The following is a 23,227-nucleotide window of genomic DNA, read 5'->3' as shown; positions in this document are numbered from 1 at the left end:
TAGTATTGAACTTATACCGCAAAGATCGGTAGAAACACCTATCCCGTAAATGGCGATTTTACCGGATGAGTTAGCAATTATTCCCGTTTCTCTCTTTTCCGGTACTCAGAGACGCTTTCTCCCGTCATTTTCTTGAAAAAACGGCTGAATGTGGCTTGATCCTCGAAGCCCAAGATCTCCGTGATTTCCTTCGCGCTCTTCTGGCTATATAATAGCAATCGTTTGGCCTCAGCCTCAATTCGTTCGTGAATGATCCGTAACGGAGAAGGTAATCCGCAAGTCGTAAAAAGGTTGGATAGGGTTTTTGGGGAGCGATGCAGCATATCCGCATAATCTTGGACCATCTTCTTTTCCTTAAAATGGTTATCTACCAATACATAGAACTGGCGAACCATATCGAACGCCTTTTCCCGTTCCGGGCTTACCGAAAACTTCTCACGTGCGATCCGGGTGCACAAAATAATGAAACGTTTCAGTAAGATACGCAGCATCTCCTCTTGCAAATTATCCTTTATGGCGTACTCACTCGTTAGGCTGTCTGTGATATCGCGCAAAGAGGCAACTTGGGATTCGCTCAATTTCAATTGCATCACATTGGAAGTCCCGTTAAAAAGAAAACCATTACACGACACCTCATTGTCATGTCCGAAAATACAATAGAAATTACTGTTAAACAGAAGGGTCAAGTACTCGCCATTGATCGCCTTGAACTCGATATGGTGCAAAGGAGTCAAGGGAATAATCTCACCTTTCACTAAGGTAGTCGGTACGTGATCGATCTCCAGTTGCAACGAACCGCTTTGTACCCAAATAAACTTGTAAAGCGTATTATCTTTCTGCAAAGCAAGGTTCGTGTGATACGAATCGGTCAACGCTATATTACCTCTTAAGCGAGTATTAAAAATATATTCCATAGATTTCTTCCGGATTTTAAGACGGATAAAGATAACAATATTATATAAACAAAAAGCGGAAGTTCACTTTATTCCCAGCAAACTTCCGCGTCACTAATCCCCAAAACACACTATACGAGTTATTTCGACTCTAATAAAATATCATCTACCAATTTCTTCAACTCATTCCTCGGCATAGCCCCTTGAACCATACTCGGTTCTTTCTTCATCGGTACAAACAATAAAGAAGGAATACTACGGATACCGAAAACACTCGCTAAATCCGCCTCTTTATCGACATTCACCTTATATACGTTGATTTTACCCTCGTACTCTTTGCTGATCTCATCCAAGATAGGAGACATCATCTTACAAGGGCCACACCAAGTGGCATAGAAATCGATAACCGCAGGTTTATCACCCTCGAACTTCCATGCGTTCGGGTTTGTCTCAAAGTCATACACTTTCTTTACGAAATCTTCTTGTGTTAATTCTGTTACTGTCATTTTATTTTCTGTTTTATTGTTATTATTCTTATTTCCATTACTAGCGTTCGCCATTCCTACCAAAAGACTTGCGAACAATACGACACCTACCTTAATAAAACCCATCTTGAACCTCCTTTTTATTATTATTACTTTGTCTTCTATTTATATTGCAAAGTTCATCTTATTTCCACGATTAAGAAATGGCCATATCGCCGGATAAGTTTGCAATACTTCCCGATCCCCATCAAAAAAGTATAAAATAAGTTTTTTCAAGATAAATGCCGTACCTTTGCGACGTTTTCCCAAAGAACACATTATGAGCAATAAACAATTATTCAACGACCCTGTTCAACGTAAACGATATATTTGCGCTTTATTAATGATCTTATTAATGGTGGGTGTCTCCGAGCTTATGGGAGAGAAAGAGATTATCTTCCCGGAGATGGCGGCGCTCACGATCGGAATGTGGATCGTAGATAAAAAAGTATGGACCGTAAGTCGTCTTAAATTAGTTCTGTTAATGTCGATCGGGGCCATCGTCGGTGTCTGTATCGTACGCTATTCTCCTTTTCCCTTGATCGTAAATCTATGTATCTCGTTCGCATTCTCGGCGATATGCCTACAAGTCTCCCGGACCACATTGATTCCACACATATCAGCCTGTATGCTCCCGATCCTTTTAGGGACGGAGAGTTGGGTATATCCGATAGCCGTGACGGTTATGTCGTTGGTGGTCGTTCGCGGACAAAAGTGGATGGAGAAAAATAAGTATAGAAAAGAGATTACCTATACCCCGGTTCAAAGAGACCCGAAGAAGAATTGCCTCAAATGGGGAACCTTGCTGGCAACGATACCTCTTATCGCCGCAATTCCCATTCATACCGGTTATTTGTATTGTATCCTTCCCCCGTTAATCGTAACGTACGTGGAATTCTCCACCTCGAAGGCCGGATTCCGAGGACGTCCCTTGGAAACTTTCCTGCTGCTGGCAATAGCAGCTGTCTTAGGAAGTACCTCCCAATTGATCGGACATATTTATTTGCATTTACCGGAGACGGTCGTAGCCCTGTTCCTTTTCATCTGCTTATTTATCCTATTCGAGTGGTGGGGGAAATTTTTCGCTCCGGCCGGGGCGATCGCGTTAGTCCCGATGATCATTTCTCCCCAAGGGCTGATAGGGTATCCATTGCAAGTAATGATAGGTGCTGCCCTGCTCATCTTCATCGCCATGGTTCTTTTTTTAAAATGTTACAAATGGCCTAAATCACATCTAATTTATTGTTTAGTCCCCGCCCCCATACGTACTTCCCATAGATACCGATCCTATTTACGCCAACAAGAAAGAAAAACGATGCCGAACCTTGGTTAACAAGATCCGGCATATCGTACATTCTTTTTCCGTAAAACCTCAACGATCTACAAATGCAACTGCAAGCCGATAGAAACCGGATGCACCTTCGGACCTTTCCCATTTTCAAAGAGGTCGATCGGTGAGTACTTGGCGTAAAGACCGATCCAATCCCAACCGGCTTGAAATAAGAAATCCATAGTTACCGGACGGATATTCATACCGGAATCCATTTTCTCTTTGTGCTTTTTACCGGAAGCGTCATTATATACGATCTTCGAGGAAGAACAAGTCTTGATCACACCGACTACACCCGCAGACAAGAAGAATTCACTCGAACGCTTTTTAGGTTGCCATTCCAATAACAACGGAATGGTCAGACTCGTGATATTCAACTTACTCGCTTTCAACGTAACACCCTCAGGAGCCGGACGCAAAGCCGTAACACCGTCTATCTCCTTGAAATACTCATTCGTATCTATCCGGTAACGGCTCCAACGCATACCGGCACCGATCACCACCGCCCAACGATACCGAGAGAACGGGAACGCTTTTTCCAATACATTCAAATTATATTCCAATGAGTTTCCACTACGAAGGGAGACTCCGTCTACATCATTTACATGTAAACTCCCATCCGCGAAGTTCGCGAAGCCCATTCCAAAACCGGCCCAATGCGGATTGAAGTCTTTATCCCAAGTAGGCACAGGGATATTGATAGACTTCACGTGTTTACGGCGTTCATAGCTTTGTCCGTCCCGGTAATGCCCTTCGAAGATCAACTCGTCGTCCACGGAATCACCATCCTCGTCTACCTCATACACCCTGACTTTCATGCGATCGCCATTATCTTTCACCTCGATACGTTTTCTCTCAAGGGTGATAATCGTATCCCCAGCCAAAGGCTCAACCTCAGCGGCCATCAACCCGATTACCGGGAAGCAAGCCATTAAGACTAAAAGTATTCTTTTCATCTTCCTATCTGTTTTGTTTGTTTATAAATCTTTCTTCGTAAATAATAGCGTGATTAAATCATCACTATCCAAATCTCCCTCAATGTACACCAAGGTTATTACCCCTTTCTTGCTGACCTTAAAAAGGACAAAACGGTTGATATCTGCTTCTACGCCCTTCAACTGGTAATAAGCGGAGACTACCCCTCCATCGTCCGTCACCTCTTTGATCTTCCGGGCCCCTTTCTGGTCCGCTTCCAGACATTGGCGGGTAAACCGCAGGGCTTCCGGATCATCTTTGATCGTAATACTCTTATAACGAGTCATGCCATACGTTTCCAACATCTCGTTAGACAACTCCACCATCGTGACATTACGTTTTTTGCCATATCGTTGAAAGACTTCCTGAATCTTCAAGTCTTTCTGTGTCTCGGCAGCCGAGACACTACAAGGCATTAAGCAAAATACCGCCACCAGCAACCATAACATGTATTCGAACCGTCTCATATTTACAGTATTTTTATTCATTATCATCAAATAAAGAACGAAGCTCGTTCAATTGGTTATCAATAATCATACGGTCGGCCTCATCACGATCCGCTTCCGGAAAGTACTCGTCCGTAGGTGTGGCCACCTCCTGCAAAGCTTCCAGCGCCATGGAGCGAACTTTATGAATATCCGTATAACAACGACCGTTTATAACGACATAATTATCCGAGCAGAAGCAAGGATCTACCGGATTCAACAGATGGTTAAGCCCCAAAAGCAGCAAGAAACTGGCGGCGATACCGGATACCAAATACAACACGGATCGTAAAGTAAACGTCTTCTTTTCCTCCACCTTTTCCGCATCCAGCATAAAAAGGATATCCTCATCAATCGGAATCAATGCCTCATCCGGCTGTCGCTCCTTCCGGCTCTCTTCCTCCAAATAGGCAAACATAGGCGTATAGACCGCCAACCTGTCCGGAACATTCCCGGAAGTAAAGAAGGCTCGAAGTTCCCGCTCTTCTTCCGAAGAGGTTTCTCCTTCAAAATATCGGTTTAATAACTCGTCTATGTCCATTTCTCTTGTTTATTTAATTGTAAAAACTGTTCCCGTATCTTTTTCCGAGCCCTTGAGAGATTCACCCGGACATTCTCGACCGGTGTAGCCGTGATCTCCGCAATCTCGGCTAACTCATAGCCCTCTACATCCTTCATCCGGATAATGGTTTGCTGCAAAGCGGGCAACTGGGCGATCAAGTGCCGTATGCATTCGGCGGCATCCCTTTGCTCCAGTTGTTCGTCGGGGCTTACCGCATCCGATACCAACGTAACGCTCTCCAACTCCGATCCCTGCGGCTTTCGCAACTTTATCTTATCCAATGAGAGATTTTTCGTAACCTGCATAGCCAGCGCCTCCACGCTATGGTAGGCATCCAGTTTTTCCCGGATATACCAAAGCTTTATGAATGCCTCTTGCACCACATCCTCAGCATCGGCTGTGTCCTCAACCAGTCTCTGGGAGAAATTCAACATCTTCTGCCGGAGAGGTAGTACGGTTATTTTAAACGTCTCAAGTTCCATTTCTATAATCAAGACGACAAAGGAAGAAAAACATATCATGGAAAATTAACTTATTTGGAAAAAACTTTGCCTGTCACCCGCTTGTTTGTAATAGAAAACTTAAACGTTATGAAACTAAAAGTATCATTTACAGCCATTTTATTCATGAGCTACTGCTTATTCCTCACCGTAGGTTGCCAACAAAAGAAACAAGGTTCCGATGACAAATCGGTCCCTCAAGCGATTCAAAAGGTGATCCAGATAAAATATCCGGGGGCGACCATTACCGATTACGATAAAGATGCCGCAGGTGTAGAAGTCGACATCAAGGATAAAGGCGTTAAGAAAGAGGTTCTGCTCGGCAAAAATAACGAGTGGCTAAGCACGAAATTCGATATCCATGCCGAAGATGTTCCCGTAGACATCATGGACAACCTAACAAATTCGGCTTATCATGAATATAAGATAGATGAGGTGACACAAATAGACAAGCCTTCGGGAACATTTTACGTATTCAAACTAGAGCATGAGAACAATGAGGTTCGCCTCACGTTTAACTCAGAGGCCCAATTATTGAAGTAGAACGGTACTGAATCTTTTCTTATTCCAAATTTTTACCAGAATATTTCAGTAGCTTTGTGTGATTAACAAGCTAGCCTATGAAAATTCTGGTAGTCGAAGATGAAAACGCATTGAGAGAAGTTATCGTTCGTTCTCTTGAGAAAGAACGATATGTGATAGAGAGCGCTTCCTCTTTCCGGGAAGCTTCTCTTAAAATAAATGATTATGATTACGATTGTATCGTATTAGACATCATGCTTCCGGGAGGTAGCGGCCTTACCCTTTTGAAGGAATTAAGGGCCTTACGCAAGAAAGACAGCATCATCATTATCTCCGCAAAAGACTCTATCGAGGATAAAGTTACAGGATTAGATCTTGGGGCCGATGATTATCTGACCAAGCCTTTCCATCTGGCGGAATTGAACGCCCGCATCAAGAGCGTTATCCGCCGCAAGCAACAAGATGGGGAATTGCAACTGTCTTTAGCGAACCTAACGATATATCCCGATAAACATTCCGTCTATATAAACGGGAAAGAGATCGTATTGAACCGTAAGGAGTTCGATCTGCTCTACTATTTCATATCCAACCCCAACCGTTTGATCAGCAAAGCTACTTTAGCCGAGTCCGTCTGGGGAGATTATATAGACCAAGCCGATAATTTCGACTTCATCTATAGCCAAGTAAAAAACTTGCGAAAGAAATTAAAAGCCGCCGGAGCCATCCCCGAAATAAAGGCGGTCTATGGCTTCGGTTACAAAATGACCGACGAGGAATAAATATGAAGCTAATCCATTACACCCTCCGCAATTTATTTGTCCCCATATTGGTCATTTTCGCCGCTTGGGGATGTGTTTTCTGCCTTATGATTCTACATGAGGTAGAAGACGAGACGAATGACAGCCTTGAGAACTACAAAGAGATTATCATCCGCTCCGCCTTAGCGGACAGCACATTGCTGAAAGATCATGTGGATATCATGACCCGGTACTACATTCGTGAGGTTCCGGAAAGCGAAGCGAAACTAGATAAGGACGAGTTCTACGATACTACGGTATACATAGAGATAGAGCAAGAATACGAACCGGTTCGTGCCTTACGCACTTATTTCATGACAAAAGATCGTAAATTCTACGAACTGACGCTGGAGTTATCCACCTTAGAACAAGAAGATATGATCGAGACGATTATCTGGAGCATGGCCGTCTTATATATCGCATTGATAAGTTGCATCTTATTCGTGATCCATCGAGGATTCAAAAGAAGCTTTAAGCCTTTATATAAGCTATTAAGCTGGCTGAAAAGTTTTCAAGTAGGCAAATATAATCCTCCATTAAACAACCCTACACCCATCGAGGAATTTAAGATATTAAACGAGACCGTTCAAGAAAGCGTCAACCAGAGTGACAAGCTATACAACAAACAAAGACATTTCGTAGAGAATGCCGCCCACGAGTTACAAACTCCATTGGCCGTATGCATGAACAAATTAGAATTATTAAGCGAACATCCGGATTGCACGGAAGATCAACTGAAAGAGATCGCTGGCTTGCATCAAGCGTTGAACGGCATCATCCGGTTGAATAAATCCCTCCTATTACTTTCTCGGATAGATAACAAACAATTCCCCGAGACCCGGGATATTTGCCTAAATCATCTTATCCATAAGATATTAGAAGGAATTAATGACATATACGAAAGAAAAGCTCTCCACTTACGAGTTTCAGAAAAAGAGAGTTTGGTATGCACCATGAATGAATCGCTGGCCACTACGTTAATCACCAATCTCATAAAAAACGCCTATGTCCATAATTACGAGAAAGGGGATATAGGAATCACGATCTCTCGCCGTATGCTTACGATCGCAAATACGGGAATCGACAAAACCCTTGATAAGGAATTATTATTTGCCCGTTTTGCCAGCCAAAGCAAACAACAAGAATCGACGGGCCTTGGGTTGGCCATTGTCAAATCAATAGTCGATCTATATTCGATCCGGATAGATTACCAATACGCAAATGGTATGCATACATTCACATTATTATTCTATTAACGGCCGAAATTCCCAATTTTTTCCAAAATGCATCCTTTTCTTTGCGGTATAATAAAAAACAAGGCATATGAAAAGGATCAATTATTTACTGATAGTCTTATCATTATTATCTGTCATGGCTTGTGCCGGCAACGATAAGATCACGAGTGACACCAACGTATTGCCGGTTTCCAGCCGCCAATTCATATCGGATCATTTTAAGGACATCCCGGTATCGCATATCCAAATAGAGAAAAATCTGATCCGGATTAGCAGTTACGACGTGATCCTCACGGACGGGACCAATGTTGAGTTTAACCATAAAGGAGAATGGAAAGAGATTAAACGGCATGGGCTCCCTATCCCGCAAGCGATCATTCCGGAGGTAATACAAGACCTTATCAAGAAAAACTATTCATCGAATAAGGTTGTTAAAATAGAAAAAGAGATACGGGATTATGAGATAAAGCTAGATAACGGTCTTGAGATGACATTCGACTTAAAAGGGAACTTGATTGATATCGATGACTAATAGACACTCTAAGATAAGTATTAATATATTTTTAATTAAAATCAATCGTATGAAAACAAAAGCATTCATAATGGCAACTTTGGTTTGCAGCTCATTCGTATTCATGTCATGTGATGACGATGATGACAAATTCACACCTGAGAGTATTGTAACAAAAGCCTTTGACACAAAATATCCGGATGCGCAACGTGTCAGTTGGGAGAACGAGGCAGGCTATGTCAAAGCAGAATTTTACACCGGTTCATATGAGGCTGAAGCGTGGTTTGATCCGCAAGGCAACTGGATGCTGACAGAGACCGATCTTCCTTACAAGGCTTTGCCCCAAACCGTAAAAAACAGTTTCGAGGCAAGCCTATACGCTAAATGGAAGATAGACGATGTAGATATGCTAGAACGTCCGGACGCTGGTACCATTTACGTTCTCGACGTTGAAAATGGCGAGCAAGATGCAGACCTACATTATACGGAAGGCGGTATTCTCATCAAGGAAGTAACCGATGGTAACGGCGACAACGAGCATCGTCCCTCCGTTACCCCCAGCGCTATTAAGGAACTCATTTCAGAGATGTATCCGGGAGCGACAATCCTTGAGATAGATACGGAGGCAAAAGGTACCGAGGTGGATATCCTTCATGAGAATATCCATAAGGAAGTTTGGCTGGATACCCAGAACAAATGGTTATATACAGAGTGGGAAATACGCTCTTCCCAAGTACCCGATATCGTGATGACCGCATTCAAGGCCTCCGCATATGCCTCTTATCGAATCGATGATATCCATGTCATTCAAAAAGCGGAAGGACTCTCTTATGAGTTCGAGCTGGAGCAAGGAGACCGAGATATAACGATTCTTTTTAATGAAGAAGGGATCTTAGTCTCTCCTACCCATTAAAAAAAGACTCTTTATCGCAGTACTACTGCAACCCACGTGCAGTAGTACTGCAAAGCGGGTTGCAGTAAAACCTCATGAACTATATCGGAGTGGATGGATAAGGAAAGAATTACTGAAAATGATATTTCTGCCACGTATAGACTTTCGGTTCACTGAGATACGGCTCTATTTTCTCACGAGCCTCTTGGCTCAGATACTGAGGAGTCGTATAAATGGCGGTCAAAGTCTGATCATCCGGACTCAATCGATATTGAATTAAATCCATATCCAAATGTGAGGCGGCCTCTTGATAGGCTTCGTCTTTCTTATCCATTCCCTGCTTGATATACCAATCGGAAGTTGGCTGCGTGAATAAATCGGATGTTGCCAAAGGCTCCCAATTGGTCGTGAAAAACTCGATACGGCTATCCGGAACCGGGCCGTTTACCGTAGAGATCATACAAACCACGTAGGTATTGTTTACCAAGGGAAGTAATTTCATCTCTACCGTGCTACGCTCCGTAGTCTGTAGCAAAAGGTAATCGTTCGTTAGCTTTTGCAAGGTAGAAAAGCCATTCATCGTATTTTTCAGCCGGGATTCTTTTCCTGAAGTATAAAGATCCACCAAATCCTTTCGCCAAGCGTGCTCCAATTGAGGAATGTATTGGTCTGGCATCGCCGTGAACACACTTGTCATATCTTGTGCGTTCATTCCCAACGCAAAGACACAGATCAACAACGTAACTATAACTCGTCTCATTATCTAATTTTCTATTTTGTCCCCAAATATAGGAATATCATTCCTAACAACACAAGGAATAAGTCGATCGCCTTGTTCTTTAAGTTTTTTTCATGGAAGAAGATGGCTCCCGCCAAGAATGTCACCAATACGTTACTCCGACGTACCATCGATACGATCGAGATCATGGAATCCGGGAATGTCAAAGCATAAAAGTATACCCAATCCGCCACGCATAAGAATACGGAGATAAAGATGATATTCCATCGCCATTGGAAAGGCGTGCTCTTTTTCCGGTTCGGATACCATAGAAACAACAGGATAAATGACATGATAACACATTGATAGACATTAAACCAGACTTGTACCGTCATTACATCCATACTACGCATCAAATGCTTATCATACAATCCGCTCATCGCCCCGGTCAAGATAGACAGGACCGTGAAGAAGATCCATTTATTATGGGCAAAATGAATCCCCTCTTTCTTCCCCGATGAGGAAAGGAGATAAAAGGAAGCGATAGAAAGCAAGACTCCGACCCATTGAAATAGATTCAGCCGTTCCCCGAACAGAAGCATCGCACCCAGTAATGTAAGCACGGGCTGGCTGGCCTTGATCGGCCCAGTTATCGTCAGCGGCAAATGTTTCAAGGCAAAATACCCCGATATCCAAGAGGATAAGACGATCACCGCCTTTATCAATACCTTCAGATGGTCCTCCAAAGAGGCACGGGGTACATACACCATCGTCCCGTCCAAGCAATCCGTATAAAAAGAGAGCAAGATGAACGGGACGAAAATCAAACTGCTTATGAGCGTATTGAAGAATAAAACGGGAATAACGGCATTCCCATTTAACGACATTTTCTTATTGACCTCGTAACAACCTAACAAAAAGGCAGAGAGGAAGGCTAGAGCTAACCACATGGTTTAACCCTCCACTGGAAAGAGTTCTTCCGGGTACGTGACGTCTACCAAGAACAGGGCATGTCCCGGCACGGAGGTTCCGGCCTTGCAACGATCCTTTGCCTCAATCACGTTTCGGAAGCCGTCTATCGTTAAACGTCCTCTTCCGACTTCCAATAAAGTACCAACGATCGCACGCACCATATTACGAAGGAAACGGTCTGCACGGATCGTAAACACCCAAATATCCCCTTCTTGCGTCCAACCCGCATGTTGGATATGGCAATTATTCGTCTTTACATCCGTATGCAACTTACTGAAACTCGTAAAATCGATATAATCGAATAAGACCTTACACGCCTCGTTCATCGCCTCGAAATCCAAACGACCGGGAAGCTTATAAACCAGCTCATAATTAAACGGATCTTTCCTGGTCGTAATATAATATTTATAGGTTCGTGAAGTGGCGTCGAAGCGGGCATGCGCTTCCGGTACGACAGGCACGATCTTATAAACGGCGATATCTTTAGGCAGCAGCCTATTTAATTTTTCCGCAAGGAAAGCCAAATCCTCGATCGGTCCTTCCCAATCAAAATGGGCGATCATTAAGCGGGCATGTACACCGGCATCGGTACGGCCGGCCCCCACAATAGGCACGGGCTTACGCATCAAGATGGCCAAGGCCTCCTCTATAGATTGCTGCACCGTCATACCATTCGGCTGGATCTGCCAACCCCGAAAATTCTTTCCGTTATACCCCAGATATATAAAATATCGTCTCACGCTTATACTCTTTACTTTATCTTTTCTAAAATATGGCACAAAGGTACAGAAATCCAACCAAGCCATTGCCTGAATGGACTAAAAAGTTTAATTTTGCATCTTTAACAGCTTCACTTCAAAACTATCTGACATGTTTGAAACATTACTTCAGTCTTCTTATTTTGCCCTGTTTCTGATCATAGCGCTTGGATTCATGCTAGGCCGGATACAGATCAAAGGTCTTTCGCTAGATGTATCAGCAGTTATTTTCATCGCCTTGTTATTCGGCCATTTCGGGGTTATCATACCCAAGGAATTAGGGAATATGGGGTTGGTGTTATTCATCTTTACCATTGGTATCCAAGCGGGCCCCGGATTTTTCGACTCCTTCCGTTCCAAAGGCAAGACACTCATTATCCTGACGTTATTAATTGTCGGTTCGGCATGCCTGACAGGAATCTTATTCAAGTATATCTTGGATATCGATACCCCGAGTATCGTCGGTCTGATCGCTGGGGCATTGACGAGTACGCCCGGTTTAGCGGTAGCGATCGACTCCACGCAATCATCCGCAGCATCCATCGCCTATGGTATCGCTTATCCGTTCGGCGTAATCGGTGTGATCCTTTTCGTGAAGCTATTGCCAAAAATGCTTCGCAAGGATTTGATAGCTGAGGCTAAAGCGCTGGAAACCCAACGAAAAAGCCAATATCCCACATTACATACCGCCGCATTTAAAGTCACGAATAAAAATATCTGCGGAAAAAGTTTGGCACAATTGCAGGTACGGGCCATGACCGGAGCGGTAGTCTCCCGTATAAAACACGACAATGTCATATCTATGCCAACTCCCCATACCACGCTTTACGAGGGAGATTTACTGAAGGCCGTAGGTAACGACAAAGCCTTGGAGCAACTGACATTATTGTTGGGAGAACGTATCGAGGGAGATCTGCCGTTAAGTGGCGGACAGACCTTGCAATCCCTGTTACTGACCAATAAGAGCATTATCAATAAATCGCTAGGCCATTTAAATTTACAAGGAACTTTCGGTTGTACGGTAACCCGTGTACGTCGAAGCGGAATCGATCTTTCTCCAGAACCTAATTTAGTGTTGAAGTTTGGAGATAAGTTGATGGTCGCCGGCGAGAAAGAAAGCGTAAATGAACTCGCCCAATTCATTGGTAATGATGAGAAACGTCTTTCGGATACAGACTTTTTCCCGATCGCTATGGGTATCGTATTAGGCGTATTGTTTGGAAAATTAAATATATCCTTCTCGGATTCCTTCTCATTCTCCCCGGGACTGACCGGCGGTATCCTTATGGTTGCCTTGGTATTAAGCGCCATCGGAAAAACAGGTCCGATCATCTGGTCTATGTCCGGTTCCGCTAATAACCTGCTTCGCCAATTGGGATTATTGCTATTCCTCTCCGAGGTCGGGACATCCGCCGGTGTAAATCTGGTTTCCACTTTCCAATCAAGCGGTTTAACTTTATTCGGAGTCGGTATCGCTATAACAATGATCCCTATGATTATAGCCGTATTAGCTGGATATTATTTCTTTAAGATCAACATTCTCGATTTAGTCGGAACAATCGCCGGCGGTATGACCAGTACCCCGGGACTTGCCGCCGCAGATTCTATGACAGACAGCCCAGCCCCAAGCGTAGCTTACGCAACGGTTTATCCGATAGCGATGGTATTCTTGATCTTGTTTATACAGATGATAGCGAATTTGATCGTCTAAATCTTTATTTACTGAAAAACACAGAATATGAGAAGAAAAAACATGAAAAAAACCGCAGCTTTATTCCTCTTAAGTGTAGGTGTAAACTGCATGACCGCACAAGACATCGTACCTGTCCATGAGTTTGACATCGATGTACAGAAAGTAGGTTCGCCTATCCAGTCAACCATGTATGGAATCTTCTTCGAGGATATCAATTTCGGGGCAGATGGAGGATTGTATGCGGAACTAATCAAGAACCGCTCCTTCGAGTTTGAGAATCCATGGGGAGGTTGGGAACCTTTCGGCGATGCAAGCATAGCTGAAAAGAATCCCTGTTTCGACAAAAACCCCCATTACGCACACCTGACTTATGCCGGGCAAATCACCGGAACCGGTCTGGAGAACGAAGGCTTCAAAGGTATCGGTATAAAGGCTAATGAAAATTACGACTTTTCCTTATATGCCCGTACCGAGACCAATAACCCGATCAAACTACGTATCGAATTGGTAAATAGAGATAACGATATTTATGAGACACAACACCTAGAGATAAAAGGAAAAGACTGGAAGAAATATTCCGTTATCTTGTCTCCCAAAGCTACCGAGGCTAAATCACGCCTACGCATCACGATGGAAACGGCAGGCACCTTGGATCTGGAACATATCTCCCTTTTTCCAGAAAAGACATTCAACAATCGCACGAACGGCCTACGCCGCGATCTAGCACAAGCGTTGAAAGATCTAAAGCCGGGAATCTTTCGTTTCCCGGGTGGATGTATCGTTGAGGGTACAACCATCCCCACACGCTACCAATGGAAAAATACGGTAGGCCCCATAGAGAACCGGCCTATCAATATCAACCGGTGGAATTATACATTTCCTCACAAGAAATTCCCGGATTATTATCAATCTTACGGTTTGGGATTCTTTGAGTATTTCCAATTAAGCGAAGATATCGGAGCCGAGCCCTTGCCCGTATTGAATTGCGGGCTGTCATGCCAGTTTGAGAATGAGGGCATGGACCAACATGTACCGGTAGATAAATTACAACCTTATATAGACGATGCCTTGGACTTAATCGAATTCGCCAATGGCCCGGTTACCTCCCAATGGGGCAAAGTGCGTGCAGATATGGGGCATCCGGCTTCTTTTAATCTGAAATTTATCGCTATCGGTAACGAGCAATGGGGACCGTTATATCCCGAACGCCTCGAACCGTTCGTGAAAGCCATCCGAGCCAAATATCCGGAGATCAAAATCATCGGCAGTTCCGGCCCTAATTCGGAAGGAAAAGATTTCGAATATCTATGGCCGGAGATGAAACGCTTAAAAGTAGATCTGGTGGATGAGCATTTCTATCGCTCACCGGAATGGTTCCTACATAGTGCCAAACGATATGATTCGTATGATCGGCAAGGCCCCAAAGTGTTCGCCGGTGAATATGCTTGCCACCCGACTAACCGGGAGAATAGCTTCCTGACCGCATTATGCGAGGCTGCGTTTATGACCGGTCTTGAACGGAATGCCGACGTGGTGGAATTATGTACATACGCCCCTTTATTCGCACATGTCGATGCGTGGCAATGGCGTCCGGACTTAATCTGGTTCGACAACCTAAACATCGTGAAAACTCCTAACTACTATGTACAACAATTATACGGGCACAATGCCGGAACAAACGTATTGCCCCTGACGATGAACAAAGAAGCCGTTACCGGGCAAAGCGAGCTATTCGCCACAGCCGCCCTCGACAAAGGCACAAACGAGCTCATCATCAAAATCGTCAATACCGGCATCCAGAGCAAAAAGATCCAATTAAACCTAAACGGAATCTCATCCGGCAAGCATAAAGGAAAGTTGATGGTCTTACATGCCTCAGACTTAGAAGCGAAGAACACATTGGGTAAACCGGAAACAGTCATACCCATTGAATCAGCGGTGGAACTAGAGGCTCCCGCTACTGAAGTCTCCGTCCAACCATTGAGTTTCTTAGTCTATAGGATATCGCTATAATCTATCATACATACGAATGTTATGAATATTGAAGAGTTTAGGGAATATTGCCTTTCGTTGAAAGGTGTTTATGAAAAAATGCCTTTCACGAATGTTCCTGATCAATACAGTCGGGACGTTCTTTGCTTTTATGTAGGAAGTAAATGGTTCTGCTTCGTAAATATCGAAGTATTCGATTTTTGCTGTATCAAATGTGACCCGAATGAATCGGGAGAGTTGCAAGCTCGATACTCTGGCATAACACCCGGTTGGCATATGAATAAAAAATACTGGATTAGTGTCTATTTTAATCAAGATGTACCCGGCAACAAGATCAAAGAGCTTATAAAACAATCCTACGATATCGTATATCAATCTCTTCCTAAAAAGGAAAAAGGGATGTAGATTTTAGCGCAGTTACTCCGTTTATTTTCCATTTGAGAAGGACGTTTGAAAGATTATACGTACATTTGTGAACACACCTAAAAGAACTTAAATATGATGCAAACAAATTTACAATTGGACCTTGCCTTCAACTATCTGGAAAATACCGGAACCAACATCTTCCTTACCGGAAAAGCGGGAACAGGAAAGACCACATTCTTGAAAAAACTTAAAGAGACTTCCCCAAAACGGATGATTGTGGTAGCACCTACCGGAGTGGCGGCGATTAACGCGGGAGGGGTAACCATTCACTCCTTCTTTCAGCTACCTTTCGGGCCGTATATACCGGGTAGCGAAATGGCCTCCGGGCAAAATAAATCCTATTCTCATAAATTCAGCCGGGATAAGATCAATATCATCCGTAGTATGGACCTGCTCGTTATTGATGAGGTCAGTATGGTACGTGCCGATTTGCTGGACGCTATCAGTGATATGCTACGTCGTTACCGGGATAGGAATAAACCCTTTGGGGGCGTTCAATTATTATTGATCGGAGATTTACAACAATTAGCCCCCGTAGCGAAGGAGGACGAATGGAATTTGTTGAGAGAACATTACGCCTCTCCCTTCTTTTTTGACAGTAAGGCTCTTTCCGAAAGTGATTATCTTTGCATCGAATTAACTCAAGTATATCGCCAAGCGGACAATACGTTCGTACGCTTATTGAACAATATCCGGGAAAACCGCTTCGACGAGAATACGCTACACACCTTAAACCAACGTTATATCCCCAATTTTAAACCAAATGACAAAGCGGGTTATATCACACTGACAACCCATAATTATCAAGCCCAGCAAATCAATAACCGGAAATTGCAAGAATTACCCGGCCCGGCTTATACGTATAAGGCAGAGATCAAGGATGACTTTCCGGCTTACTCCTACCCGACCGACGAGGTATTGGAGCTAAAGCAAGACGCTCAAGTCATGTTCGTAAAAAACGACTCTTCCGGCGAAAGACGATATTATAACGGAAAGATCGGCCGAATTGTCTTCATCAGCCCGAGCAAGATTATCGTATCCGACGAATTAGGAAACGATATCACCGTAGACCGGGAGACATGGACAAACGTGAAATATACGATCGAAGAGAACACGAAGGATATCACGGAAACAATCGCCGGCTCTTTCAGCCAATACCCACTGAAAACCGCTTGGGCGATCACGATCCATAAAAGCCAAGGCTTGACTTTCGAACATGCCATCATCGACGCATCCGCCGCCTTCTCACACGGACAAGTCTACGTTGCCTTGAGCCGTTGCAAGACATTGGAAGGAATGGTATTAAGTAGCCCGATCACTCGAAACGCCATGATTAGCGATGAGAAGATATTAAGTTATACCTCTTCCCTCTCGGAGCGTCAACCGTGTGAAGACCAACTGCGTCAAGCCCAACAACAGTATTATTTGAGATTGGCAACCGAGCTATTCGACTTCAATCCCGTACAACAAAAGTTGCAATATACATCTTACGCGGCATACACCCATCTGCAAAAACTATACCCGGAATTAAGCAACCAATATCCCCGGGTACGGGATTATTTCCGTTCGGATATAGTAGAAGTAGGCGAACGTTTCTGCCAGCAACTCACCCGTATGATCTCCAGCACGAATCTCTATGATACGGACGAGCATATACAAGACCGCATCCGAAAAGGTTGCGCTTACTTTCTGGAAAAGATCGAGACCTATTGCCTCCCTTTGATAGAGGCTTCCGACGTGGAGATCGACAATAAAGAGGCCCGTAAGGCATTTACATCCGCATTAAAAGCTTTCAGCGATGAGCTTACGATCAAGGTCGCTACATTAAAAGCCTGCCAAGATGGTTTTCGTCTCATCGACTATCTATCCGCCAAGGCTAAAGCGAACATTGAGGAGTCGGCTGTTGCCAGCAAGCGGAAATCGACACGGAAATCGACGGAAGCGGAAAAGATCCCCGTCTCCACGGATGTCTTACATCCTGAGCTATATGCCCGTTTGAAACAATGGAGATACGAGCTTGCCGTAGAAAAGGAGTTGCCTCCTTACACGATCTTGCAACAGAAAGCCTTAATTGGCGTTTGCAACACTTTGCCCACGAACTCGAAAGAACTGTTGAAGATACCCGGAATCGGCAAAAAGATCATAGAGAACTACGGTGAGACCCTATTAGAAATCGTATCTTCCTACTCACCTTCCACGCATGGGAACGGGCTGTGAGATACGGAGACAACTCACGATAGCGGCGACTAAAGCGAAACCGACCGCCACATACATACAAACCGGCATACTATCGGTCGCAGAGGTAACACTAAAGATCAAAGCGACAAATGTCGTCCCCAGCGTTTGCCCCAACAGTCGTGCCGTACCTTGCATACCGTTCGCCCCGCCACTCCGGGAACGAGGGGCGGCCGATATCATCGTACTATTATTCGGGGTCTGGAACAGGCCGAAGCCCATACCGCAAAGCATCAATCGCCAAGCGATGTCCATATTGGTGGGTTGCCCCGGCAATAAAGCCAATAGAAGAAGTCCGGTCGCATACACCACCATTCCGATACCGCCTAACAATCCGGGATGATATTTCTCGATCAGCCTCCCGGCTACCGGAGCGGTCAAGATCGTCGCTACCGGCCAAGGAGTCAACAGCAGCCCCGTCTCCACCTCATTTCTTCCGGCCACATTTTGCAAATAAAAGGGTAATGATACCATCGCCAACAACTGTGCCGTAAATGAAGTAATCGAGGATAATACGGACAAGGCGAATATCGGAATCCGCATCAAGTCCAATGGCAATATCGGAACCTCCTGCCGTAGTTGCCTGCGGATAAAAAATGTTCCGATCACCAATAGAAGAAGAACCTGTAAAGCGATCATTCTCCAGTTCTCATGATGGGCGATGCCTTCCAACGAATAAATCAGCAATCCGAAAGTCAAGGCATTCGAGATTCCACCGATCTTATCAAACTTTCGTTTCGGCCCATCCTTGCAAGGATTTTGAGGCAAAAGAAAATAACCCGTTATAATCGCGCAAATCCCTAAAGGTACGTTGATAGCGAACAACCAATTCCAAGAAGCGACTGATAAGATAGCGCCCGCCAACGACGGCCCGGCAGCAATCGATACCGCCACGACCATGGCATTGATACTCATTCCCCGCCCTATATATTGAGGAGGATAAATAATACGAAGTAAAGCGGTCGTCACGCTCATGATAGCCGAGGCTCCGATCCCTTGCAATATTCTCGCGACCGTCAACATGGCGAAAGACGAGGATAAGGCACAGAATAATGACGTTGAGCAGAATATTGTCGTCCCGATCAAGAAAATCCGCTTATATCCATAAATATCTCCCAAAGCGGAGAACGATAAAAGAGACATCGTAATCGTCAGCTGATAAGCGTTGACAATCCAGATCGTGGAGGAAGGGGATGTCCCGAATTCACGGGACAAGGTAGGAAGCGCCACGTTGACAATCGTGCCGTCCAACACGGACATGATCAATGCCAACGCAACCGCTATTACTGCCCAATAACGCCTCGGTATAAATCGTATCATACTACATTATTTCTTCAAATCGAAACCCAGCATCATGCCATCGTACTCACTCGCCAACTTATTGATAGTTTTCAAGGTCGTATTGCTGGATATAGAAGAAACCGTGCTCAAGAACTTCAGTAATTTGTCCGCGTTAAAAAGCAATGTCAACTCATTACCGGAAAGGACGACATGGGCGGTAAGCGTAGAAACGGTCAGCTTCTTATTACCCACCGTATACCGTAACGTCACCGTTTTATCTTCCGGACTCACCGAGTAAGTACCTTTCAGGCTTCCCCTTTTCAATGCGCTCGTAAACGTACTATCCGAATTAAAGACATAATTAAATACACCTTCCACGATACCTACTTTCGCGCAATATTCCTTCATTTTCTTCTCTGCCTCGGTAGCCGCCAAGCTTCCCGCTACATTCTTCAAGGCATTATCACCTTCCAGTTGCAGGGCAGGGTTCACATACATCCAAGTTCCCTGTAAATTCTCGAAAGTCACGGCTTTCCCTCCGGTGACAGAAGTCACGGCGTTCTTTACGGCAGATGAATTTAAGATATCTTTCAAGGACTGTCCCTTCATGTTTCCGGGAATCAACAAAAGGCCGCATACGGCCATCCACATACATAGTAACTTTTTCATCTCTTTGTTTTTTACTCAATTAGAAAAATCGGCCAAAGATACGAATATTATTCATACATTTGTTTTAAATAACTTTATACAAACATACCATGAGAAAGCAAGTCGTACGTATTTGTATGTTACTGGCCTGCGCCTTTGGCTTTATGCAAGGGCAAGCCAGCATCCAACCTCCTATCGTAAAAGCTACGATAGACGAGCTAATAGCCAAGGACGCTAAGAATCAAGCAGGAATCACGAAGGGTGTCGAGCAAGTAGCCCGCCTCTGGCAAACCTCCGATGGGGATGAGCAAGCGTTTCAAACCTTCTGCCGGGAGAATTATCTATCCGATCCCGCCGAAAAGGACCAAGTTTTCCTCAAGATCAGCGAGTATCTTGAAGGTATCAATGGCAATTTCAACGAGATGGTACTCTGTCTGCAACGAAATTTGAACCTAGATACCGGACCTCTACACGCCATCGATGAGAAATTCGGGTCCTACAGCCCCAGTTCCCACCTAATGGACGATCTATACGCCAACAAGATCGGCTTCATCATCGCCCTCAACTTTCCCCAACTTACTCTCAAGGAGAAAGAGGCGTTAGGTGATGACCGTAAAGCATGGGCCTACGCCCGTCTAGGCGATATGTTTACGGAACGGATACCGGCGGAAGTAAAGCAAGCCGCCGCAGATACGGAAAGTGACGCAGATATTTACATCGCGGATTATAATATCTATATGGGGCATTTACTAACTCCTAAAGGAAAAACCATTTTCCCCTCCGACATGCGCTTACTTTGCCATTGGAACCTTCGCGACGAGATCAAGGCCAATTATAACAAAGGAAAAGAGGGATTGGAAAAACAACGGATGGTATATGAGGTCATAAAGCGAATCATCTCGCAAGAAATCCCGAAAGAGGTGATCAACTCGGATCGTTACGAATGGAATCCGTACGCCAATACGTTATCCCAAGCTGGAAATGAACTAGAAGGTACCCCTGAAAGCCCGGCCCGCTATCAGAAAATGTTGAATAACTTCAACGCCATGCAGCGTATAGACAAATATACGGGAAACACGTATATAGACCGTAAGTTCACGGAAGATATGGAAATAGACGTCAACGATGTAGAAGCCTTGTTCGATCAGTTCCTTTCCGCCCCCGAACTAAAGGAAGTGGGGAAAATCATCTCCAAACGCCTCGGACGCAAACTGGAAGCCTACGATATATGGTACGATGGCTTCAAGGCCCGTAGCAATCTGGACGAGAACAAGCTAAACGAGCAAACCCGTACCCTGTATCCCGATGCGGTAACGATGGAAAAGAAGCTACCGGACATCTTACAGAAACTAGGATTCAGCCCCGATCGTGCCCAATATCTGGCGGATAAGATCGCAGTCGATCCCGCCCGTGGTTCCGGTCATGCGTGGGGAGCCTCCATGAAAGGCCAGCGTTCCCGTTTACGTACCCGTATTCCTTCACAAGGGATGGATTACAAAGGATATAATATCGCCATCCATGAGTTTGGGCACAACGTAGAGCAAACGATCTCATTATATGATGTCGATTATTATATGCTCAACGGAGTTCCCAATACGGCTTTCACCGAAGCGCTGGCCTTTGTCTTCCAGAAAAGAGACCTTGAGTTACTGGGCATAAAAGACGAGAATCCGGAAAAAGAAAAGATGGATATCTTGGATAAGATATGGAGCATGTATGAGATTTGCGGTGTTTCCATGCTGGATATCTCCGTATGGAAATGGATGTACGCACATCCTAACGCTACCGCCGGGGAATTGCAGGAGGCCGTGATCCGTCTTTCCAAGGAAATCTGGAATAAGTATTACGCTCCGGTATTCGGTGTGAAAGACGAGACCGTTCTAGCGATTTACTCCCATATGATCGGTTATCCGCTCTACCTTTCCGCCTACGCTTTCGGACAGATTATCGAGTTCCAACTTGAGAACTACCTCAACGGCAAGGATTTCGCGAATGAGGTTAGCCGTATCTTCAAGCAAGGCCGCCTCACCCCGAATGTGTGGATCAAGCAAGCTACCGGCAACGATCTTACCGTAGATCCGATGTTGGAAGCACTCCGTAAGGTATTAAAAGACTAAACTACAGACTAAAAGAAAAGCCATCCCGATACCGAGATGGCTTTCTTTATTTATATCAAGAAACTTCCGATTATAACTTGTCGTTAGAACCAAGAACGTTGATGATCTTGTGTTTGTAAAGTTTCTCCATGTTATCACGAGCCGGGCCCAGATATTTACGAGGATCGAATTCAGCCGGTTTCTCAGCGAAAGTCTTGCGGATAGCGGCAGTCATCGCCAAACGAGAGTCTGAGTCGATATTGATCTTACATACAGAAGATTTAGCAGCCTTACGCAACCACTCTTCAGGAATACCGATAGCAGCCTTCAAAGCGCCACCGAATTTGTTGATAGTCTCAACCTCTTCCTGAGGAACAGAAGAAGAACCGTGAAGAACGATAGGGAATCCCGGAAGTTTCTCCATAACAGCGTCCAAAACATCGAATGCCAATGGAGGAGGAACCATCTTACCTGTAACAGGGTCGATCGTACATTGCTCCGGAGTGAACTTATAAGCACCGTGAGAAGTACCGATTGAGATAGCCAAAGAATCGCAGCCCGTACGAGTAGCGAAGTCGATAACTTCCTCAGGATTGGTATAAGTGTGGTGGTCTGAAGAAACCTCATCCTCAACACCTGCCAATACACCAAGCTCGCCTTCTACAGTTACATCGAATTGATGAGCGTACTCAACAACTTTCTTAGTCAAAGCGATGTTCTCTTCATAAGGAAGGTGAGAACCGTCGATCATTACAGATGAGAAGCCAGAGTCGATACAGCTCTTGCAAGTCTCAAACGTATCACCATGGTCTAAGTGAAGAACGATCTGAGGATTCGGGCAACCTAATTCCTTAGCATATTCAACAGCACCCTGTGCCATGTAACGAAGCAAAGTAGCGTTTGCGTACTGGCGAGCGCCCTTTGAAACTTGCAAAATAACCGGAGATTTTGTCTCTACAGCAGCCTTGATGATAGCCTGCATCTGTTCCATGTTATTGAAGTTGAAAGCAGGAATAGCATATCCGCCCTTGATAGCCTTAGCGAACATTTCTTTTGTGTTCACCAAGCCCAAATCTTTGTAATTTACCATAGTTGTTATTATGTTATTACGTTAATGATTAAAAACTTGCACAAAGATAATCAAGATTCACGACAAATGATGCTTCAAAGCATATAAAATAA

The 23,227-nt window shown here is 44.5% G+C and carries 23 protein-coding genes; 11 read left to right on the top strand and 12 right to left on the bottom strand.

The annotated features are described in order from the left end of the window. Positions 1–77: 77 nt before the first annotated feature. Both ACESPU_RS17990 and trxA read right to left on the bottom strand, forming a co-directional pair. Positions 78–914 (bottom strand): helix-turn-helix domain-containing protein, encoded by an 837-nt coding sequence (locus ACESPU_RS17990; protein ID WP_005864844.1) that lies wholly within the window; start codon positions 912–914, stop codon positions 78–80. Between the two features lie 119 nt (positions 915–1,033). Then, complete coding sequence (trxA, locus tag ACESPU_RS17985; protein ID WP_057329004.1) at positions 1,034–1,504, bottom strand: thioredoxin; 471 nt, start codon at positions 1,502–1,504, stop codon at positions 1,034–1,036. 193 nt (positions 1,505–1,697) lie between these two features. Between trxA and ACESPU_RS17980 the strand changes: the two genes are divergently transcribed. Then, a complete protein-coding gene (locus tag ACESPU_RS17980; protein ID WP_158532302.1) occupies positions 1,698–2,750 on the top strand; it encodes an HPP family protein in 1,053 nt (350 codons plus the stop codon). Positions 2,751–2,797: 47 nt separating this feature from the next. Here the strand turns inward: ACESPU_RS17980 and ACESPU_RS17975 are convergent, their stop codons facing one another. The 4 genes from ACESPU_RS17975 to ACESPU_RS17960 are packed head-to-tail and all read right to left on the bottom strand — an operon-like array spanning position 2,798 to position 5,290. Continuing rightward, positions 2,798–3,703 carry an outer membrane beta-barrel protein gene (locus tag ACESPU_RS17975; RefSeq protein WP_005864838.1) on the bottom strand — a complete coding sequence of 302 codons (906 nt, stop codon included), beginning with the start codon at positions 3,701–3,703 and terminating at the stop codon, positions 2,798–2,800. 21 nt (positions 3,704–3,724) lie between these two features. Further along, complete coding sequence (locus ACESPU_RS17970; RefSeq protein WP_122144844.1) at positions 3,725–4,189, bottom strand: hypothetical protein; 465 nt, start codon at positions 4,187–4,189, stop codon at positions 3,725–3,727. Positions 4,190–4,202: 13 nt separating this feature from the next. Beyond that, complete coding sequence (locus ACESPU_RS17965; RefSeq protein ID WP_158532301.1) at positions 4,203–4,748, bottom strand: hypothetical protein; 546 nt, start codon at positions 4,746–4,748, stop codon at positions 4,203–4,205. Beyond that, the gene (locus ACESPU_RS17960) at positions 4,739–5,290 is read right to left on the bottom strand and encodes an RNA polymerase sigma factor (RefSeq protein WP_081024228.1); all 552 of its coding nucleotides are present in this window, start codon (positions 5,288–5,290) and stop codon (positions 4,739–4,741) included. Before ACESPU_RS17960 ends, ACESPU_RS17965 begins: the two co-directional genes overlap by 10 nt. 69 nt (positions 5,291–5,359) lie before the next feature. On the opposite strand from ACESPU_RS17960, the gene ACESPU_RS17955 reads away from it, so the two are divergent. The 5 genes from ACESPU_RS17955 to ACESPU_RS17935 all read left to right on the top strand — a co-directional run bounded on the left by ACESPU_RS17955 (position 5,360) and on the right by ACESPU_RS17935 (position 9,247). Then, positions 5,360–5,812, top strand: coding sequence for a PepSY-like domain-containing protein (locus tag ACESPU_RS17955; RefSeq protein ID WP_057326680.1), 453 nt, complete (start codon positions 5,360–5,362; stop codon positions 5,810–5,812). A gap of 77 nt (positions 5,813–5,889) precedes the next feature. Next, entirely contained in the window at positions 5,890–6,570 is a 681-nt protein-coding gene (locus ACESPU_RS17950; RefSeq protein ID WP_121772318.1) for a response regulator transcription factor, read from the top strand. Positions 6,571–6,572: 2 nt separating this feature from the next. After that, entirely contained in the window at positions 6,573–7,844 is a 1,272-nt protein-coding gene (locus ACESPU_RS17945) for a HAMP domain-containing sensor histidine kinase (RefSeq protein ID WP_008780170.1), read from the top strand. A 67-nt stretch (positions 7,845–7,911) separates the two neighbouring features. Continuing rightward, the gene (locus tag ACESPU_RS17940) at positions 7,912–8,355 is read left to right on the top strand and encodes a PepSY-like domain-containing protein (protein ID WP_005864826.1); all 444 of its coding nucleotides are present in this window, start codon (positions 7,912–7,914) and stop codon (positions 8,353–8,355) included. 49 nt (positions 8,356–8,404) lie between these two features. Next, positions 8,405–9,247, top strand: coding sequence for a PepSY-like domain-containing protein (locus ACESPU_RS17935; protein WP_005864824.1), 843 nt, complete (start codon positions 8,405–8,407; stop codon positions 9,245–9,247). A 109-nt stretch (positions 9,248–9,356) separates the two neighbouring features. Here the strand turns inward: ACESPU_RS17935 and ACESPU_RS17930 are convergent, their stop codons facing one another. Genes ACESPU_RS17930 through truA form a run of 3 tightly spaced genes read right to left on the bottom strand, consistent with a single transcriptional unit; the run spans position 9,357 to position 11,656 of the window. Next, entirely contained in the window at positions 9,357–9,986 is a 630-nt protein-coding gene (locus tag ACESPU_RS17930) for a DUF3256 family protein (protein WP_005864822.1), read from the bottom strand. 11 nt (positions 9,987–9,997) lie between these two features. Continuing rightward, a complete protein-coding gene (locus ACESPU_RS17925; RefSeq protein WP_005854727.1) occupies positions 9,998–10,894 on the bottom strand; it encodes a DMT family transporter in 897 nt (298 codons plus the stop codon). Positions 10,895–10,897: 3 nt separating this feature from the next. After that, positions 10,898–11,656: a tRNA pseudouridine(38-40) synthase TruA gene (truA, locus tag ACESPU_RS17920; protein WP_005854725.1), complete on the bottom strand. Its 759-nt coding sequence runs from the start codon at positions 11,654–11,656 to the stop codon at positions 10,898–10,900. Between the two features lie 130 nt (positions 11,657–11,786). Between truA and ACESPU_RS17915 the strand changes: the two genes are divergently transcribed. From ACESPU_RS17915 to ACESPU_RS17900, 4 genes are all read left to right on the top strand, one after another. Further along, entirely contained in the window at positions 11,787–13,385 is a 1,599-nt protein-coding gene (locus tag ACESPU_RS17915; RefSeq protein WP_048927637.1) for an aspartate:alanine exchanger family transporter, read from the top strand. A 27-nt stretch (positions 13,386–13,412) separates the two neighbouring features. Further along, positions 13,413–15,380, top strand: a complete 1,968-nt coding sequence (locus ACESPU_RS17910) for an alpha-L-arabinofuranosidase C-terminal domain-containing protein (protein WP_122379917.1) — start codon at positions 13,413–13,415, stop codon at positions 15,378–15,380. Positions 15,381–15,401: 21 nt separating this feature from the next. Continuing rightward, positions 15,402–15,764 (top strand): MmcQ/YjbR family DNA-binding protein, encoded by a 363-nt coding sequence (locus ACESPU_RS17905; protein ID WP_158532299.1) that lies wholly within the window; start codon positions 15,402–15,404, stop codon positions 15,762–15,764. A 93-nt stretch (positions 15,765–15,857) separates the two neighbouring features. Further along, positions 15,858–18,002, top strand: coding sequence for an HRDC domain-containing protein (locus ACESPU_RS17900; protein ID WP_081024223.1), 2,145 nt, complete (start codon positions 15,858–15,860; stop codon positions 18,000–18,002). Here the strand turns inward: ACESPU_RS17900 and ACESPU_RS17895 are convergent. Continuing rightward, positions 17,973–19,340, bottom strand: a complete 1,368-nt coding sequence (locus tag ACESPU_RS17895) for an MFS transporter (RefSeq protein WP_057326676.1) — start codon at positions 19,338–19,340, stop codon at positions 17,973–17,975. The genes ACESPU_RS17900 and ACESPU_RS17895 overlap by 30 nt on opposite strands. Before the next feature lie 6 nt (positions 19,341–19,346). Next, positions 19,347–19,970 carry a DUF4923 family protein gene (locus ACESPU_RS17890; protein WP_122144802.1) on the bottom strand — a complete coding sequence of 208 codons (624 nt, stop codon included), beginning with the start codon at positions 19,968–19,970 and terminating at the stop codon, positions 19,347–19,349. Positions 19,971–20,059: 89 nt separating this feature from the next. Here ACESPU_RS17890 and ACESPU_RS17885 point away from each other — a divergent pair, with 89 nt between their 5' ends. Beyond that, positions 20,060–22,066 carry a hypothetical protein gene (locus ACESPU_RS17885; protein WP_217775637.1) on the top strand — a complete coding sequence of 669 codons (2,007 nt, stop codon included), beginning with the start codon at positions 20,060–20,062 and terminating at the stop codon, positions 22,064–22,066. A gap of 70 nt (positions 22,067–22,136) precedes the next feature. Here ACESPU_RS17885 and ACESPU_RS17880 read toward each other — a convergent pair whose 3' ends face one another. Next, entirely contained in the window at positions 22,137–23,135 is a 999-nt protein-coding gene (locus ACESPU_RS17880) for a class II fructose-bisphosphate aldolase (protein WP_005854709.1), read from the bottom strand. Between the last annotated feature and the right edge of the window lie 92 nt (positions 23,136–23,227).

The organism is Parabacteroides sp. 20_3, assembly GCF_964238835.1.
Taxonomy (GTDB): Bacteria; Bacteroidota; Bacteroidia; order Bacteroidales; family Tannerellaceae; genus Parabacteroides; species Parabacteroides distasonis.
Note: the sequence above shows the minus strand (reverse complement) of the source record. Positions and strands in the feature narration are given on the sequence as shown.